Source organism: Scandinavium tedordense (assembly GCF_024764965.1).
Taxonomy (GTDB): domain Bacteria; phylum Pseudomonadota; class Gammaproteobacteria; order Enterobacterales; family Enterobacteriaceae; genus Scandinavium; species Scandinavium tedordense.
In genome coordinates, this window is record NZ_JALIGG010000055.1 from 388,784 (window position 1) to 404,451 (window position 15,668).

Annotated in this window: 14 protein-coding genes; 8 read left to right on the forward strand and 6 right to left on the reverse strand. The window is 54.7% G+C overall.

Annotation, left to right across the window (positions count from 1 at the left end):
* Positions 1–7 precede the first annotated feature (7 nt).
* Genes rpe through trpS form a run of 3 tightly spaced genes read left to right on the forward strand, consistent with a single transcriptional unit; the run spans position 8 to position 2,436 of the window.
* Entirely contained in the window at positions 8–685 is a 678-nt protein-coding gene (gene rpe, locus MUU46_RS12730; RefSeq protein ID WP_159464878.1) for a ribulose-phosphate 3-epimerase, read from the forward strand.
* Positions 678–1,439: a phosphoglycolate phosphatase gene (gene gph, locus MUU46_RS12735; protein WP_258965703.1), complete on the forward strand. Its 762-nt coding sequence runs from the start codon at positions 678–680 to the stop codon at positions 1,437–1,439. Before rpe ends, gph begins: the two co-directional genes overlap by 8 nt.
* On the forward strand, positions 1,432–2,436 hold the full coding sequence (gene trpS, locus MUU46_RS12740; RefSeq protein WP_159757648.1) for a tryptophan--tRNA ligase: 1,005 nt from the start codon (positions 1,432–1,434) through the stop codon (positions 2,434–2,436). Before gph ends, trpS begins: the two co-directional genes overlap by 8 nt.
* A 69-nt stretch (positions 2,437–2,505) precedes the next feature.
* Here trpS and MUU46_RS12745 read toward each other — a convergent pair whose 3' ends face one another.
* The 4 genes from MUU46_RS12745 to nirB form a co-directional block, all read right to left on the reverse strand.
* Positions 2,506–2,673, reverse strand: coding sequence for a YhfL family protein (locus MUU46_RS12745; RefSeq protein ID WP_159757651.1), 168 nt, complete (start codon positions 2,671–2,673; stop codon positions 2,506–2,508).
* 254 nt (positions 2,674–2,927) lie between these two features.
* Positions 2,928–4,301: a siroheme synthase CysG gene (cysG, locus tag MUU46_RS12750; protein ID WP_159757654.1), complete on the reverse strand. Its 1,374-nt coding sequence runs from the start codon at positions 4,299–4,301 to the stop codon at positions 2,928–2,930.
* A gap of 60 nt (positions 4,302–4,361) precedes the next feature.
* Entirely contained in the window at positions 4,362–4,688 is a 327-nt protein-coding gene (nirD, locus tag MUU46_RS12755; RefSeq protein WP_159757657.1) for a nitrite reductase small subunit NirD, read from the reverse strand.
* The gene (gene nirB, locus MUU46_RS12760; protein ID WP_159757660.1) at positions 4,685–7,228 is read right to left on the reverse strand and encodes a nitrite reductase large subunit NirB; all 2,544 of its coding nucleotides are present in this window, start codon (positions 7,226–7,228) and stop codon (positions 4,685–4,687) included. The genes nirD and nirB overlap by 4 nt, the downstream gene beginning before the upstream one ends.
* Before the next feature lie 239 nt (positions 7,229–7,467).
* On the opposite strand from nirB, the gene MUU46_RS12765 reads away from it, so the two are divergent.
* Positions 7,468–8,784, forward strand: a complete 1,317-nt coding sequence (locus MUU46_RS12765; RefSeq protein ID WP_159757663.1) for a cytosine deaminase — start codon at positions 7,468–7,470, stop codon at positions 8,782–8,784.
* Positions 8,785–8,793: 9 nt separating this feature from the next.
* Here the strand turns inward: MUU46_RS12765 and tsgA are convergent, their stop codons facing one another.
* Positions 8,794–9,978 carry an MFS transporter TsgA gene (gene tsgA, locus MUU46_RS12770; protein WP_258965704.1) on the reverse strand — a complete coding sequence of 395 codons (1,185 nt, stop codon included), beginning with the start codon at positions 9,976–9,978 and terminating at the stop codon, positions 8,794–8,796.
* 279 nt (positions 9,979–10,257) lie between these two features.
* Here tsgA and ppiA point away from each other — a divergent pair, with 279 nt between their 5' ends.
* From ppiA to argD, 4 genes are all read left to right on the forward strand, one after another.
* Positions 10,258–10,830: a peptidylprolyl isomerase A gene (gene ppiA / locus MUU46_RS12775; protein WP_110511771.1), complete on the forward strand. Its 573-nt coding sequence runs from the start codon at positions 10,258–10,260 to the stop codon at positions 10,828–10,830.
* Positions 10,831–11,060: 230 nt separating this feature from the next.
* Entirely contained in the window at positions 11,061–11,660 is a 600-nt protein-coding gene (locus tag MUU46_RS12780) for a putative adenosine monophosphate-protein transferase Fic (protein ID WP_258965705.1), read from the forward strand.
* 31 nt (positions 11,661–11,691) lie between these two features.
* Entirely contained in the window at positions 11,692–12,255 is a 564-nt protein-coding gene (gene pabA, locus MUU46_RS12785; protein ID WP_258965706.1) for an aminodeoxychorismate synthase component 2, read from the forward strand.
* Between the two features lie 80 nt (positions 12,256–12,335).
* Complete coding sequence (gene argD, locus MUU46_RS12790; RefSeq protein WP_159757678.1) at positions 12,336–13,553, forward strand: bifunctional acetylornithine/succinyldiaminopimelate transaminase; 1,218 nt, start codon at positions 12,336–12,338, stop codon at positions 13,551–13,553.
* Between the two features lie 4 nt (positions 13,554–13,557).
* Here argD and MUU46_RS12795 read toward each other — a convergent pair whose 3' ends face one another.
* Positions 13,558–15,630 carry a YccS/YhfK family putative transporter gene (locus tag MUU46_RS12795; protein WP_258965738.1) on the reverse strand — a complete coding sequence of 691 codons (2,073 nt, stop codon included), beginning with the start codon at positions 15,628–15,630 and terminating at the stop codon, positions 13,558–13,560.
* Positions 15,631–15,668: the final 38 nt, after the last annotated feature.

A 15,668-nucleotide genomic window follows, 5' to 3' on the forward strand; every position in this document is an offset into this window, starting at 1 on the left:
GATAGGGATGAAACAGTATTTGATTGCCCCTTCGATTCTGTCGGCTGACTTTGCCCGTTTGGGCGAAGATACCGCGAAGGCTCTGGCGGCAGGTGGCGATGTTGTTCACTTCGACGTGATGGACAACCATTACGTACCCAATCTGACGATGGGCCCGATGGTGCTCAAAGCCCTGCGCAAATACGGCATCACTGCTCCGATTGACGTGCACCTGATGGTCAAACCCGTCGACCGCATCATTCCTGATTTCGCTGCTGCAGGTGCCAGTATTATCACTTTCCATCCAGAAGCTTCTGAACACGTCGATCGTTCTTTGCAGCTGATTAAAGAGCACGGCTGCAAAGCGGGCCTGGTGCTCAACCCGGCGACGCCGCTGAGCTACCTCGACCACGTGATGGACAAGCTCGATGTTATCCTTCTGATGTCCGTTAACCCGGGTTTCGGCGGTCAGTCCTTTATTCCGCACACGCTTGAGAAGCTGCGTGAAGTACGTCGTCGGATTGACGTCTCCGGCTTCGACATTCGCCTGGAAGTCGACGGTGGCGTGAAAGCCAATAACATTGGTGAGATTGCTGCGGCAGGTGCCGATATGTTTGTCGCCGGTTCGGCTATTTTCGACCAGCCGGACTACAAAAAAGTAATTGATGAAATGCGCAGTGAACTGGCAAAGGTAAGTCATGAGTAAATTAGAAACCATTCAGGGCGTCGCGTTTGATCTCGACGGCACGTTAGTGGATAGCGCGCCAGGCTTAACGGCAGCGGTAGACAACGCGCTGTATGCGCTGGAATTACCGACTGCTGGCGAAGAGCGCGTGATAACCTGGATTGGTAATGGCGCCGATGTGCTGATGGAACGTGCGCTGACCTGGGCGCGCCAGGAGCGTGCCAGCCTGCGTAAAACGCAGGGCAAACCGTCGGTTGACCACAGCGATATTCCGCAAGAAGAGCAGCTACGCGTGCTGCGCAAACTCTTCGATCGTTACTACGCAGAATTCGCCGAAGAGGGCAGCTATCTGTTCCCGGCGGTGGCGGAAACGTTAAGCGCGCTGCATGGCAAAGGTCTCCCGCTGGGGCTGGTGACCAACAAGCCTTCGCCGTTCGTCGCACCGATCCTTGAGGCGTTAGATATCGCCAAATATTTCTCCGTCGTGATCGGTGGGGATGACGTGGAAAACAAAAAACCGCACCCCGATCCGCTGCTGCTGGTGGCGAAGAAACTGGGTGTGGCCCCGGAAGCGCTGCTGTTTGTTGGTGATTCCCGCAATGATATTCTCGCAGCTCAAGCCGCTGGTTGCTGTTCCATTGGCCTGACCTATGGCTACAACTATGGCGAAGCCATTGCCGACAGCAATCCCGATTTTGTTTTTGACAGCTTTAACGATTTGTTGCCCGCGCTCGGGCTCCCGCACAGTGAAATTCAGGAAGTGAAAAATGACTAAGCCCATCGTATTTAGTGGCGCACAGCCCTCAGGTGAACTGACCATTGGCAACTATATGGGTGCGCTGCGTCAGTGGGTGAACATGCAGGACGATTATCATTGCATCTACTGCATTGTTGACCTGCACGCCATTACTGCCCGCCAGGACCCTGAGAAACTGCGTAAAGCCACCCTCGACACCCTGGCGCTTTACCTCGCTTGTGGTATCGATCCCGAGAAAAGCACCATCTTCGTGCAGTCTCACGTGCCAGAACATGCCCAGCTCGGTTGGGCGTTGAACTGCTACACCTATTTTGGCGAACTGAGCCGCATGACCCAGTTTAAAGACAAGTCAGCGCGCTACGCTGAGAACATCAATGCCGGCCTGTTCGATTATCCGGTGTTGATGGCGGCAGACATTCTGCTGTATCAGACTAATCAGGTACCGGTGGGTGAGGACCAGAAACAGCATCTGGAACTGAGCCGCGATATTGCCCAGCGCTTTAACGCGATTTACGGTGATGTGTTCAAAGTGCCTGAGCCGTTCATTCCGAAATCCGGTGCGCGTGTAATGTCGCTACTTGAGCCGACCAAGAAGATGTCCAAGTCTGACGATAACCGCAACAACGTTATCGGCCTGCTGGAAGATCCGAAATCGGTTGTGAAGAAAATCAAACGTGCGATGACCGACTCCGAAGAGCCGCCGGTCATCCGCTATGACGTGCAGAACAAAGCGGGCGTTTCCAACCTGCTGGATATCCTCTCCGGCGTGACAGGTCAAAGCGTCCAGGAGCTGGAACAGCACTTCGAAGGCAAAATGTATGGTCACCTGAAAGGCGAAGTCGCCGAGGCGGTGTCTGGTATGTTGACCGACCTGCAGGAGCGTTATAACCGCTTCCGTAACGACGATGAGCTGTTGCAGAAGATTATGCGCGAAGGTGCGCAGAAGGCGAGCGCTCAGGCGGCTGAAACATTAAAAGCGGTGTATGAAGCCATTGGATTTGTTGCCAGGCCGTAAGCGTATTAGAAAATAAATAAAAACCGGGATAAATGTTCCCGGTTTTTATTTTACAGACAGTATTTACGATTAATATTCCGCCGGGCCACAGCCGCCAATAATGCGTGAAATAGAAATGGCAGGATGCAGAAGATAATCATATCCACAGCTTTTATTTTTGTTTTCAACGTGCCCGGAACAGGCGGTCAGTGTGCCGACTACAGCCAGTAAGGCTACAATTTTTATCATTCTTTTCATGAATTAATCCCTTAACTATACAGAGTGAGTTGCAGCGTGATGATGCTTAAACGAGGCGCGTCTATTATCATCGGCAGCGAGTGAATTTAAGGAATTATGCGGGTGGCGACAACGATTATTGTTATTTTGATGGGTCTGTATCTGGACATAATATTACTGTGAATATCATGGGCGGGAAGTATCATTTTAATAAAGGTATTCAGGATGCCGAATAATTTTTTTGTGTTTAAAATATTCGGCATCCGGCAGGCTATTTAATGATTTGAGTACCAGTTTAATTTTTCACGCAGTTCCACAACCCGGCCGACGATGATCAGCGCCGGGCTCGCGACCTGCTGTGCCAGCGCGCTTAACTGCGCCAGGTCACCGCTGACCACTCGCTGGTTTACGGCGGTACCGTTTTCTACCAGCGCGACAGGCATATTGAGCGGCATTCCGTGTTCAGTGAGTTTCGCTTGAATGGTCGCCGCCTGGTTTAGCCCCATATAAAACACCAGCGTTTGCTTCTCCGCCGCCAGATTATGCCAATCGAGTTCGCTTCCGGTTTTGAGATGGCCCGTTACCAGGCGCACGCTTTGAGCGTAATCACGATGGGTCAGCGGAATGCCCGCGTAGGCAGAGCAACCTGAGGCTGCAGTAATACCGGGAACCACAGAGAACGGGATCCCGGCGTTGCACAGGGTTTCTAGCTCTTCGCCACCTCGACCAAAAATAAACGGGTCGCCACCTTTCAGCCGCACCACGCGTTTGCCCTTTTGCGCTTCACGCAGCAAAATTTGATTAATTTCTTCCTGCGGCACGCAGTGAAATCCCGCGCGTTTGCCGACGAAAACGCGATCGGCATCGCGGCGCACCAGATTCATGATGTCGTCCGATACCAGGCGGTCATAGACCACGATGTCAGCCTGCTGAATCTGTTGCAGGCCTTTCAGCGTCAGCAGCCCGGCATCACCCGGCCCGGCACCGACCAGTACCACTTCACCGCGATTATCCAGCGGCTCACTGAGCAGGCGTTCGGTGGTTTCTGCGACCGCTTTTTCATCCTGATTCGCCAGTGACTGCGCCAGACGGTCGTTTACAAACAGCTTTTCCCAGAAGCGGCGACGCTCGCCGATACTGGCAAACTGCTTTTTCACCCGCCCGCGAAGCTGGCCCGCAAACCGGGCAACCTGGCCGAGATGTTGCGGTAGCAGAGATTCCAGCTTTTCACGCAGCAGGCGCGCCAGCACTGGTGACGTTCCTCCGGAAGAGACGGCGACCATCAGCGGTGAGCGATCGATTATCGAGGGCATGATAAAGCTGGCCTGTTTCGGTGCATCGACCACGTTACAGAAAATACGGCGTTGCTCTGCTTCTGTACTGACGCGCGCATTAACCGCGTCGTCATCGGTGGCGGCAATCGCCAGCCAACTGGTGTCGAGCAGCGTTGAATCAAATTCACCTTCTACCAGCGTCAGCATGCCGGCTTCGGCCCACACGTGGAACTGTGGTTCGAAGTCGAGGGCGTTAACGGTCAGGCGTGCGCCCGCATCGAGCAGCAGGCGGGCTTTACGCTCGGCTACGTCGCCGCCGCCGACTAACAGACAGTCACGGCCACGCAACTGGCAGAAAATGGGTAAGTGATCCATGGGCGTCTCGCAGAGTACAGGGGAAACAAATCCGGCGGCAGAACGCCGCCGGAAGGGTCATCAGGCTTTCAATTGTACCTGACCGTCTTTCACACGCACCTCAAAATGTGCAATGGAGTGACTTTCATCTTCCATGCACAGACCGTCACTGAGACGAAAGCGCTGTTTTTTCAGTGGGCTGGCGACCCACAGCTCACCGTTGTGCTCCGCAATAAGACCGCGAGACAGGACGCTTGAACCGAAAAACGGGTCGATGTTGCTGATAGCGAACACCTGCTGGTCATGATGCGGACGGAAAATTGCGACCTGCTCCTGGCCTAATAAGGCGCAAACGCCGGTGGCAGGCAGGATGGCGTCGATGTTGCAGATATTTACCCACTGGCTCATACATTTTCCTCCACCAGAGTTACCGGGATGCGCTCGTACGGTGTGGCCGGACGATGCTGTTCACGTTCAGGGACAATCTGCACATTCGGATCGCGCTGCTTGCTGTTGACGAAGTGCTTGAATCGCCCTTGTGCTGCCGGGTCGTTTACGGTCTCGGTCCATTCGCAGGCGAACATTGCACGCAGGCGGCTCATCTCCTCTTCCAGATGAGCGTTCAGACCGAGTTTATCGTCGATGATCACCGCTTTCAGGTAGTCGATACCCCCTTCGAGGTTATCCAGCCATGGCGCGGTACGGGTCAGTTTGTCTGCGGTGCGGATGTAGAACATCATGAAACGGTCGAGGTATTTCACCAGCGTTTCAGCATCGAGATCGGCCGCCAGCAGATCGGCGTGGCGTGGTTTCATCCCGCCGTTACCACAGACGTACAGGTTCCAGCCTTTTTCGGTGGCGATGATGCCGACGTCTTTACCCTGGGCTTCCGCACATTCACGGGTACAGCCGGAAACGCCAAATTTCATTTTGTGCGGGGTGCGGATGCCTTTGTAACGGTTTTCCAGCTGAACGCCGAAGCCAACGCTGTCGCCCACGCCATAGCGGCACCAGGTGCTGCCGACGCAAGTTTTCGCCATACGCAGCGCCTTCGCATAGGCGTGACCGGTTTCAAAGCCCGCATCAATCAGCTGACGCCAGATTTCCGGCAGGTCATCTTTCTGCGCACCGAAAAGGCCGATACGCTGGGAGCCGGTGATTTTAGTGTAGAGATTAAATTCCTGCGCGATACGACCGACCGCCATCAGCCCGTCCGGGGTGATTTCGCCGCCAGCAGAACGTGGGATCACCGAGTAGGTACCGTCTTTCTGGATGTTGGCGAGGAAGTTGTCGTTGGTGTCCTGCAACGGCGTGTGCTGCGGCTTGAGGATGTACTCATTCCAGCAGGAAGCCAGCAGGGAGCCGACGGTTGGCTTACACACTTCGCAGCCGTAGCCTTTACCGTATTTTTTCAGCAGTTCGTCGAAGGATTTAATGCCTTCCACGCGGATCAGGTGGTACAGCTCCTGACGGGAGAACGCGAAGTGTTCGCAGAGGTTGTTGTTCACCTCGATGCCTTGTTTCGCCAGTTCAGCGTTCAGGACTTGGGTCACCAGCGGAATACAGCCGCCGCAGCCGGTTCCGGCTTTGGTTTCTGCCTTCAGGGCGGCAACGGTGTGGCAGCCTTTATTGATGGCGCTGACCAGATCACCTTTGGTGACGTCGAAGCAGGAACAAATCTGTGCGCTGTCCGGAAGTTTGTCGACGCCGATTGCCGGTTTGCCGTTCGCCGAGTGGGCAGGCAGGATCAGCGCGTCCGGGTTTTCCGGCAGTTCGATGGCGTTCAGTACCAGCTGCAGCAGGTTGCCGAAGTCGCTGGTATCACCGACCAGTACCGCACCGAGCAAGGTTTTATTGTCAGGGCTGACGATCAGGCGTTTGTAGACTTCTTTGCTTTCGTCGAGATAAACATAGCTACGTGCGCCCGGCGTACGGCCGTGTGCGTCACCGATCCCGCCGACGTCTACGCCGAGCAGTTTCAGCTTGGCGCTGAGGTCCGCGCCTACAAAGACATTTTCTTTGCCCAGGATGTGATCGACGGTGACTTGAGCCATTTTGTAGCCCGGTGCAACCAGACCATAAACACGGTTGTTCCAGCTGGCGCATTCGCCGATAGCGTAGATATCCGGGTCGGAAGTCTGGCAGGTGTCATTCACCATGATCCCGCCGCGCTGGCCGGTTGCCAGTCCGCATTGAGTTGCCAGTTTGTCGCGTGGACGAATACCGGTGGAGAAGACAATGAAATCGATTTCGAGCTCGCTACCGTCGGCGAAGCGCATGGTCTTACGCCCTTCGGTGCCTTCCTGCACGATCTCTTTGGTATTTTTGCTGGTGTGAACTTTAACGCCGAGACTTTCGATTTTGCGCTTCAGCTGGTCGCCACCCATTGGGTCAAGCTGTTCCGCCATCAGCATCGGGGCAAATTCGATAACGTGGGTTTCGACGCCGAGATTTTTCAGCGCGCCAGCGGCTTCCAGGCCAAGCAGGCCGCCGCCGACCACTGCGCCACGTTTGCTGCGACGGGCGCAGGCTTCAATGGCATTGAGGTCTTCGATGGTGCGGTAAACAAAGCAATCCTGCGTTTCAGAGCCTTTGATCGGCGGGATCCACGGGTAAGAACCCGTCGCCATGATCAGTTTGTCGTAAAACACCGAACGACCCGCACTTGAGTGAATCACCTTTTCCTGACGGTTTATGGTGATAGCGCGTTCGCCAAGCAGAACGTTAACGCCATGTTTCTCATAATATCCTTCTCGTACCAGCGAAAGTTCTTCCGCAGTATGGTGAGAGAAGTAAGATGAAAGATGGACGCGGTCGTAGGCGATACGGGGTTCTTCACAGAAGACGGTAATCTCAAACTGGTCTGCCGGGGCTTTATCGAGAAGATCCTCAATAAAGCGGTGGCCGACCATGCCGTTACCGATAATAGCGAGTCTGACTTTGCTCATTTTTGCCTCGATTTCTTTTCTATTACCACCTACCTTAACGATTCAGCATGGTTACTTATTGATGTGAATCAAATACGCCTTTACCTACCACTTAATGGGTAGTCGATTGATTTGTCAGGATTTTTATAAGTAACGGAAATGACAGAGTTTTCTTGGTTGCTGAAATAATGTACAAAAAGTGCGGGTTTTAACCTAAAAATGAATCAGGGCGTTCATCGCGCCGATTCGGGAGAATGAAGATGGGCACGACACCGTTATGGCTGATTGAGAACGTGCGTTTACCAGAGCGCGAAGGATTGTGGCAACTGAGTATCGAAGATGGACGTTTCCAGGCGATTACTCCGATGGGTGAATCCCGTCACGACAGCATCGAAGTCCTTAATGCGCGCGGTGGCTTGGCCCTCCCGCCGTTTATCGAACCGCATATTCATCTGGATACGACCCAAACTGCCGGAGAGCCAAGCTGGAACCAGTCCGGCACGCTGTTTGAAGGCATTGAGCGCTGGGCCGAACGCAAGGCGATGCTCACGCACGAAGACGTAAAAACCCGGGCGTGGAAGACGCTGAAATGGCAAATCGCCAACGGGATCCAGTTCGTGCGAACTCATGTAGATGTCTCCGACCCGACGTTGACCGCGCTGAAAGCGATGCTGGAAGTGAAGAAAGAAGTCGCACCATGGGTTGAGCTGCAGATTGTCGCGTTTCCGCAGGAAGGGATTTTGTCCTACCCCGACGGCGCGGCGCTGCTGGAGAAAGCCTTGCAGCTTGGAGCGGATGTGGTTGGCGCCATCCCGCATTTTGAATTTACCCGCGAATACGGTGTAGAGTCACTGCACATCGCCTTCGCGCTGGCGAAGAAATACGATCGACCGCTGGATATTCACTGTGATGAAATCGACGACGAACAGTCCCGCTTTGTCGAGACCGTCGCGGCGCTGGCGCTGAGAGAGGGTGTCGGCCCACGGGTTACCGCCAGTCATACCACGGCGATGCATTCGTATAACGGGGCGTATACCTCCCGGCTGTTCCGTTTACTGAAGATGTCAGGCATTAACTTTGTGGCTAACCCGCTGGTGAACATTCATCTGCAAGGCCGTTTCGACGACTATCCGAAACGTCGCGGCATCACGCGAGTGAAAGAACTGCTCGGGGCGGGCATTAACGTCTGCTTTGGCCATGATGATGTGTTTGACCCGTGGTATCCGCTCGGCACCGGCAACATGCTGCAGGTGCTGCATATGGGCCTGCATGTGTGTCAGATGATGGGCTATCAGCAGATTAACGACGGGCTGAATTTGATTACTCATAATAGCGCCCGCACTTTCGGTGTGGCGGATTACGGTATCGAAGTGGGCAAGGTGGCGAATTTGATTATTCTGCCTGCCGAGAACGGCTTTGAGGCGGTGCGTTGTCAGGTTCCGGTGCGCTGGTCCATTCGTCAGGGCAGAGTCATCGCGACGACGCAGTTGGCGCAAACCTGGGTACAGACCGATATCGGCGGTGAGGAGTTGTCTTTTACGAAAAACAGCCCCTTCGCTGGGCGCAAAGGGGCGTAATGACAGAGCTTATTGGCTAGCTGCCGCCGTGTTGTGCTGACGGTGGCGGCTGACAAAGCCCAGTACCACACACATCACGAACACCACTGCATACAGGCCATTTGCGGTATGCAGCGCAGCCAGAGGGCCGCTGTGTGCCACAATCGGGCCGGTGACCACGAAGGTCAGCATGGTGCCGATTGTGCCGCAGGTCAGGACGAAGTTCACCAGCTTCGGTGACACCACTTTGGTTTGCTGCGAGCCGAGGGTAATAATTGAGGTGTAAATGGCGCTGGAGAAGAAGCCCAGAGTCAGAATGAACCATGGCATGTGTTCCGGCGAACCGTTGATGAACAGATACATCAGCACGGTTGCCATGCCAGCCAGCACCATCAGAATGCGTTGCAGGTCAAAGAAACGCAGGATGAAGCTAAACGCCCACATGCCGAACATGTAAGACATCCAGAAATCACTCACCAGCTGGCCCGCTTCACTCAGGCTCATGCCCAGGCTTTTCGCGTATTCCGGCACCCATGAGATAAAACCCAGCTGGCCGAGGATGTAGCACAGCGCCGCCACGGACAGGAACAGAACGCCAATACCCCATTTTTCTTTAGCGACCGGCTGCGCGCTCTGCTCGGCTTTTTTGCCCAGAACCGGGAAGTCACAGCCGAAAGTCAGGACGAAAATCGCGACGTACACCAGACCGATGCAGGCGTACACCCAATACCATTCAATGCTACGTGCTAGCAGCCACGCGGCAACCATCGGAAAAATCATCCCCGCCATGCTGAAGAAGGAGTCGGTAAACAGCAGGCGTGCGCCACGCTGACGGCCTTCGTACATGTGAGTGATGAGGAATGTCCCGATAGACATCGTAATCCCGCTGACCAGCCCCAGAACGAACATCGAGGCAGAGAACAATGCGAGGCTATGGCTGGTCATCAGACCGACGACGGCAAGCACCATTAGGATGAAGCCGAAACGCAGCTGCGTTTTCAGCGGTACGATTTCCATCAGCCAGGCGTTCAGGAAGATAGAAATCAAGATCCCGGCGTTCAGGAAGGTGAAGGTGTTGCTCATGCTGGAAACTGGCAGGTGGAAATAATCGGCGATATTTCCCATCACCATTCCGGTGACGATCACCAACGCGCCGGTAAGAGCGTAGGAGAAAAAGCTGATCCATGTGAGCTTGATGCGATTGCTGTTAGTCATGACTGGCCTGTGAATAGAACTGTAAAACGCATTGACAATGCGTGGGGTGGACAGATTTTATGCATTAGAGTGACCGAGGCAAATGTTTATTCTGAAAACTATGAAATAATTAATAATACAAAGTGATTTTTGTCACATTTTTGCAGTTCCTCTTACACTCCCCTCCAGGTTACAACTGTTTCTATTGCGTAAACTTTAGTAAAAGGCTGGTCTGCGAGTCGAGAGCCTTTTAGAATCAAGCGATTCGCAGGCTCTCTCGTTCCCGTTTAAGGAATTCACATGCTCAAATCTACTCTGGCTGCCGTCGCGGCTGTACTTGCAATTTCGGCAATCTCACCTGCTGCCATGGCGGCAAAAGCAGATCCGCACGTATTGCTGACCACTTCCGCCGGTAATATTGAGCTGGAGTTGAACAGCCAGAAAGCCCCGATTTCCGTTGAGAACTTCGTGAGCTACGTGAACAGTGGTTTCTATAACAACACGACGTTCCACCGTGTGATCCCGGGCTTTATGATCCAGGGCGGCGGTTTCACCGAACAGATGCAGCAGAAACAGCCTAATCCGCCTATCAAAAATGAAGGCGACAACGGCCTGCGTAACACCCGCGGCACCGTTTCCATGGCGCGTACAGCCGACAAAGACAGCGCAACCAGCCAGTTCTTCATCAACGTCGCAGACAACGCGTTCCTCGACCACGGCCAGCGTGATTTTGGATACGCGGTGTTTGGTAAAGTTGTGAAAGGTATGGACGTTGCCGACAAAATTTCCCAGGTGGCTTCCCATGACGTCGGTCCTTACCAGAATGTGCCGACAAAACCGGTAGTTATCCTCTCTGCGAAAGTCCTGCCGTAATCCTTCCAGACGCGGGCTGCTCAGCCCGCGTTATACTGGCCTTCCTGCGTAACCCGAAATTGCCGCTTATACTCGTCATATTTCACGCTGCATGTGCGTTGGCTACACCTGCTCGCCCCAGTCACTTACTTGAGTAAGTTCCTGGGGATTCGCCGGTTTGCCGCCTTCCTGCAATTTGAATTATTTAGAGTACATACTTGTGGCAAATCGGAACCGTCAGGGAGGTCCAGATGAAAAAGCTCACCGATAAGCAAAAAATCCGTCTGTGGGAACAACGGCGTGGTCGCTCGTTTGAGGCCAGCTGTCGGCTGGACGTGCCCGAACCCCACGCGCAGGACGCGCTATTTGCACAGCGAGTCGCCACGCTTGAGCTTGGCCCGCTGCATCGCGGTTTGCCGTGGTTATGCGCCATTCACCAGCAGCTTTTCCAGGATGCCTGGGATTGGGCAGGTGAACTGCGTGAGGTTGATATTTCCAAGGGCGATACCCGTTTCTGCCATTTCGAGTACATCGAAAACGAAGGCAATGACCTGATGCAGGCTCTGGAAGATGAGCATTACCTCGTCGGACTTGCCAAAGATGAGTTCATTAAGCGTCTGGCGCACTATTACTGTGAAATTAATGTGCTGCATCCATTCTTCGTCGGCAGTGGCCGGGCGCAGCGCGTGTTCTTCGAGCAGCTGTCGATCCACGCGGGCTACGTGCTGGACTGGAACGTAGTCGACCCGCAAACGTGGAGTCAGGCGAACCAGAGCGGGACGATGGGGGATTTAGAGCCGCTGATAGCGCAGTTCACTAAAGTGGTGAGTGAAGCGCAGGAAACTGAGTAGAATAGCGCGGTTTGCTGTCACCGGAGCCGCTATGATCCTGCTTATAGATAACTACGATTCGTTCACCTGGAACCTTTACCAGTACTTTTGCGAACTGGGTGCCGAGGTGCAGGTCAGGCGCAACGATGACATCACGCTGGATGAAGTTGCCCGGTTGTCTCCTGCTAAAATCGTGATTTCCCCAGGTCCCTGCACGCCGGATGAGTCAGGGATTTCACTCGATGTGATTCGCCTTTACGCGGGCAAAATCCCTATCCTCGGTGTTTGCCTCGGCCATCAGGCCATTGCGCAGGTTTTTGGCGCCACTATCGTGCGGGCAGCAAAAGTCATGCATGGAAAAACCTCCCCGGTGACGCACACCGGTGCTGGCGTATTCGCCGGACTGAATAATCCTCTCACCGTTACTCGCTATCACTCGCTGGTCATTGACCCGCCCACGCTGCCTGCGGAATTTGACATCACCGCGCTGAGCGAGACGGGCGAAATTATGGGGATTCGCCATTGTGAATGGGACCTGGAGGGAGTGCAGTTTCACCCAGAAAGTATCCTTAGCGAGCAGGGTCATCAGCTGTTGGAAAACTTCCTCAAGCGATAATTCATCTTGCCATGATGTGATTTATTATGCATATTTAGTGATTATATTTTCATTAATCATTGCTGCGTAAGAGGATTGTCATGGCGACTGAACAGGCTGCAATTACCCGTGCCACATTTGATGAAGTGATCCTGCCCATTTATGCCCCGGCGGAATTTATTCCGGTAAAGGGGAAGGGCAGCCGAGTGTGGGATCAGCAGGGCAACGAGTACGTTGATTTCGCCGGGGGAATTGCGGTTACCGCGCTGGGGCACTGTCACCCGGCACTGGTCGACGCGCTGAAAAGCCAGGGCGAAACCCTGTGGCACACCAGCAATGTGTTTACCAACGAACCGGCGCTGAAGCTGGGTCGTAAGCTGGTGGCCTCGACATTTGCCGAGCGCGTGGTGTTCATGAACTCCGGTACTGAAGCCAACGAAACCGCGTTCAAACTGGCGCGTTATTACGCTTCCACGCGCCACAGTCCATACAAAACCAAAATCATCGCCTTCAATAATGCGTTCCACGGCCGCTCATTCTTCACGGTTTCTGTGGGAGGACAGGCAAAATATTCCGACGGCTTTGGGCCAAAACCGGCGGATATCATCCACGTCCCGTTTAACGACCTGCATGCAGTGAAAGCCGTGATGGACGATCACACCTGCGCGGTAGTGGTTGAGCCCATTCAGGGTGAAGGCGGCGTGCTGGCGGCGACCCCGGAATTCCTCAAAGGTCTGCGTGAACTGTGTGATGAACATCAGGCGCTGCTGGTTTTTGACGAAGTGCAGAGCGGCATGGGGCGCACTGGTTCGCTGTTCGCCTACCAGTATTTCGGCGTGACGCCGGATATCCTGACCAGTGCCAAAGCGCTGGGCGGTGGTTTCCCGGTGAGCGTGGTACTGACTACTGAAGAGATTGCCAGCGCGTTTCACGTCGGTTCTCACGGCTCTACTTACGGCGGAAATCCGCTGGCGTGCGCAGTGGCCGGTGCGGCGTTTGATATCATCAATACGCCTGAAGTTCTGGGTGGCGTGAGCACCAGACGCGAACGTTTTGTTAAGCATTTGAAGAATATTGACGCTGAATTCGATGTGTTCAGTGATGTTCGCGGCATGGGGCTGCTGATTGGTGCTGAACTGAAACCGCAGTACAAGGGCCGCGCTCGTGATTTCCTGCATGCTGCTGCTCATGAGGGCGTAATGGTGCTTAACGCCGGGCCTGACGTAGTACGCTTTGCGCCGTCGCTGGTGGTGGAATCTGCGGATATCGATGAAGGGATGGCGCGCTTTGCGGCAGCCGTGAAGAAGATTGTCGGCTGACGGTTTATGCTCGACGTTTAAGCCAGCTGCCGTGATGTGGGCGCTGGCGCCAGGCCACTGACGAGATGGTATGCATCGAATTCAGATGGCCCAGAATGCGTTGTAAATGCTGTTCCATGGTGCTTAACGGCCCGTGGGAGAGCGCCTCCGTTGATTCCATGATATTCGCATCGCCGCTTCCCCCCGGTCCGTCATATTCCAGTCGCTGTTGGCAGCGCTGCAGAGCAATCTCGCAGGACTGCAAATAACGTTCGGCCAAATCTTCAGTCAGCATGTTGTGTTCGCGCGCCAGCGTCGTCATCGCGTTGATGTGTTCGACGATAAACTGGCTGTGCGTAACCCACAGCTTCATGTCTGCCAGATAATGCGAGTTAAAGCCGGGCTCTTGCATCGCCTGGTTCAGCGAGTTGAACAACGCGTTGTGCGCCTGATTCACCCGCATCCGCTGATAGGCCAGCGTCGGAGCCTGAGGGTCGTTGCTGAGAATCAGTCGGATAGCCTCCTGATCCGCCTCCAGTGCTTGCTGGGCATTTTTGCGTAATAGCCCACTTTGCCACTGCGGCCACAGCCAGACCATCCCGCCGAAGGCAATCAGACAGCCAATCACCGTGTCGACAAAACGGGCCAGAATGAAATGTTCGCCGTTCAGGGTCAGCAGTTGGATGGTGTAGACCGCGGTGACCGTAAAGCCCACCGTTGCCCAGCCGTAGCTCTTGCGAATGATCAAGTAGCTCGCCAGCGTGATGACTAACATTGACGCCAGCGTGTAGCCTTCCGGCACGTGAAAGTGCAGGGTGCCAGCGGCTATCACCAGCCCGGCCAGCGTGCCTGCCGCCCGGTGGAAAATCCTGACCCGCGTTGCGCCGTAGCCATTTTGCGTCACTAGCAGGACGGTCATCAGGATCCAGTACGGTTTCGGCAGATGCAGCGCCGCGCCCATCAGGCTGGCAATGCTGAGCATGACGCTGATTCGCGCCGCACTGCGCAACGCCGGGGATTTTAGCGACAGATAGCTTTTTAGTGCGGCAAACAGCGGCAGGCGACGTTCGTTATCAGCCATCAGATTGCGTGGATAGAGCGGGCGCTGAAGGCGCAGCACTCGGGCGATTCGACTGAAGTGCCAGGCGCAGAACTGCCCGACCGGGTTATCCGGATGCTGATGTGCGATTTTTTCCAGCGCGCCAATCTGCTTGTCCATGTTGAAACGTTGCGGAAATCGGTGGTAGAGGATGTCATCCGCCATCACACGCAGGCGCGCCGCAATGGTCTGTGCATTCCAGCGGATCACCGCTTCAGCGTGGCTGCGTTCAACCAGTTTCTGCACTTCGGCGGGCTGATGCAGGCTGACGGAAATGTGCTCCTGCAAATCGAGGCCAATCTGGAAGGCGCGCAGCAGGCGCTTATATTCATGGTTCTGATTGGCGGCCAGCATGTGCATTTGCTGATAGCACAGGGTAATCAGATCGACGGCCTTCTGCTGGCGGCTGAGTAATGGCGGCAGCGCTTTTTCCGGATCGGTATGCTGAGTCAACAGGCTGTATTTGGCTTCACAGTAATCGGCCAGCTGTCGATACAGCAGGCTTAGTGATTCACGTAGCGGCTGTTCACGCCACATCCAGAACCAGAACCAGTTGAACAAGCCATACCATAGTGTGCCGAGAGCGTAGATGAGCAGCGGCTCCCAGACCGGCATATTCCCCGCAAGGCTGAGCGTAAAGATGGCCGCAATGAGCGATGCGGGCAGTAAACGGGCGTGAAGCGAACTGATTTCTGCAGTGACGCCGAGGATCAGCGCCAGCCCAGTCAGGATCAGCGGTAAAGGCACGGTATGCGCCAGCAGCAGCTGAACCGCGAGGCTACAGCCCGCAAACAGCGATCCGCCAATTATCAGGCGTTTGAAGAAACGTTTATGCGGTGTGTCCAGCCCGGCGATGTTGCAGCAGGCGGGGACTAACGAGAACAGCAGACCGTACTTGAGGTAACCGAGCACCAAACCGATAGCCACGGGGGTACATAACACCAGCGTTTGCCGCAGTGCATAGTTAATTTCCGGGTGATAAATCAGCCTGCGCCACATCAGGGAAAAGACAAAAACGGCGTACTGCAGGGGCAATA

Excerpts from the sequence above, each read along its gene's own strand:
- rpe (WP_159464878.1), top strand. The coding sequence starts at position 8 with ATGAAACAGTATTTGATTGCCCCTTCGATTCTGTCGGCTGACTTTGCC.
- gph (WP_258965703.1), top strand. The coding sequence starts at position 678 with ATGAGTAAATTAGAAACCATTCAGGGCGTCGCGTTTGATCTCGACGGC.
- trpS (WP_159757648.1), top strand. The coding sequence starts at position 1,432 with ATGACTAAGCCCATCGTATTTAGTGGCGCACAGCCCTCAGGTGAACTG.
- MUU46_RS12745 (WP_159757651.1), bottom strand. The coding sequence starts at position 2,673 with ATGAAAAGAATGATAAAAATTGTAGCCTTACTGGCTGTAGTCGGCACA.
- cysG (WP_159757654.1), bottom strand. The coding sequence starts at position 4,301 with ATGGATCACTTACCCATTTTCTGCCAGTTGCGTGGCCGTGACTGTCTG.
- nirD (WP_159757657.1), bottom strand. The coding sequence starts at position 4,688 with ATGAGCCAGTGGGTAAATATCTGCAACATCGACGCCATCCTGCCTGCC.
- nirB (WP_159757660.1), bottom strand. The coding sequence starts at position 7,228 with ATGAGCAAAGTCAGACTCGCTATTATCGGTAACGGCATGGTCGGCCAC.
- MUU46_RS12765 (WP_159757663.1), top strand. The coding sequence starts at position 7,468 with ATGGGCACGACACCGTTATGGCTGATTGAGAACGTGCGTTTACCAGAG.
- tsgA (WP_258965704.1), bottom strand. The coding sequence starts at position 9,978 with ATGACTAACAGCAATCGCATCAAGCTCACATGGATCAGCTTTTTCTCC.
- ppiA (WP_110511771.1), top strand. The coding sequence starts at position 10,258 with ATGCTCAAATCTACTCTGGCTGCCGTCGCGGCTGTACTTGCAATTTCG.
- MUU46_RS12780 (WP_258965705.1), top strand. The coding sequence starts at position 11,061 with ATGAAAAAGCTCACCGATAAGCAAAAAATCCGTCTGTGGGAACAACGG.
- pabA (WP_258965706.1), top strand. The coding sequence starts at position 11,692 with ATGATCCTGCTTATAGATAACTACGATTCGTTCACCTGGAACCTTTAC.
- argD (WP_159757678.1), top strand. The coding sequence starts at position 12,336 with ATGGCGACTGAACAGGCTGCAATTACCCGTGCCACATTTGATGAAGTG.
- MUU46_RS12795 (WP_258965738.1), bottom strand. The coding sequence starts at position 15,630 with ATGTGGCGCAGGCTGATTTATCACCCGGAAATTAACTATGCACTGCGG.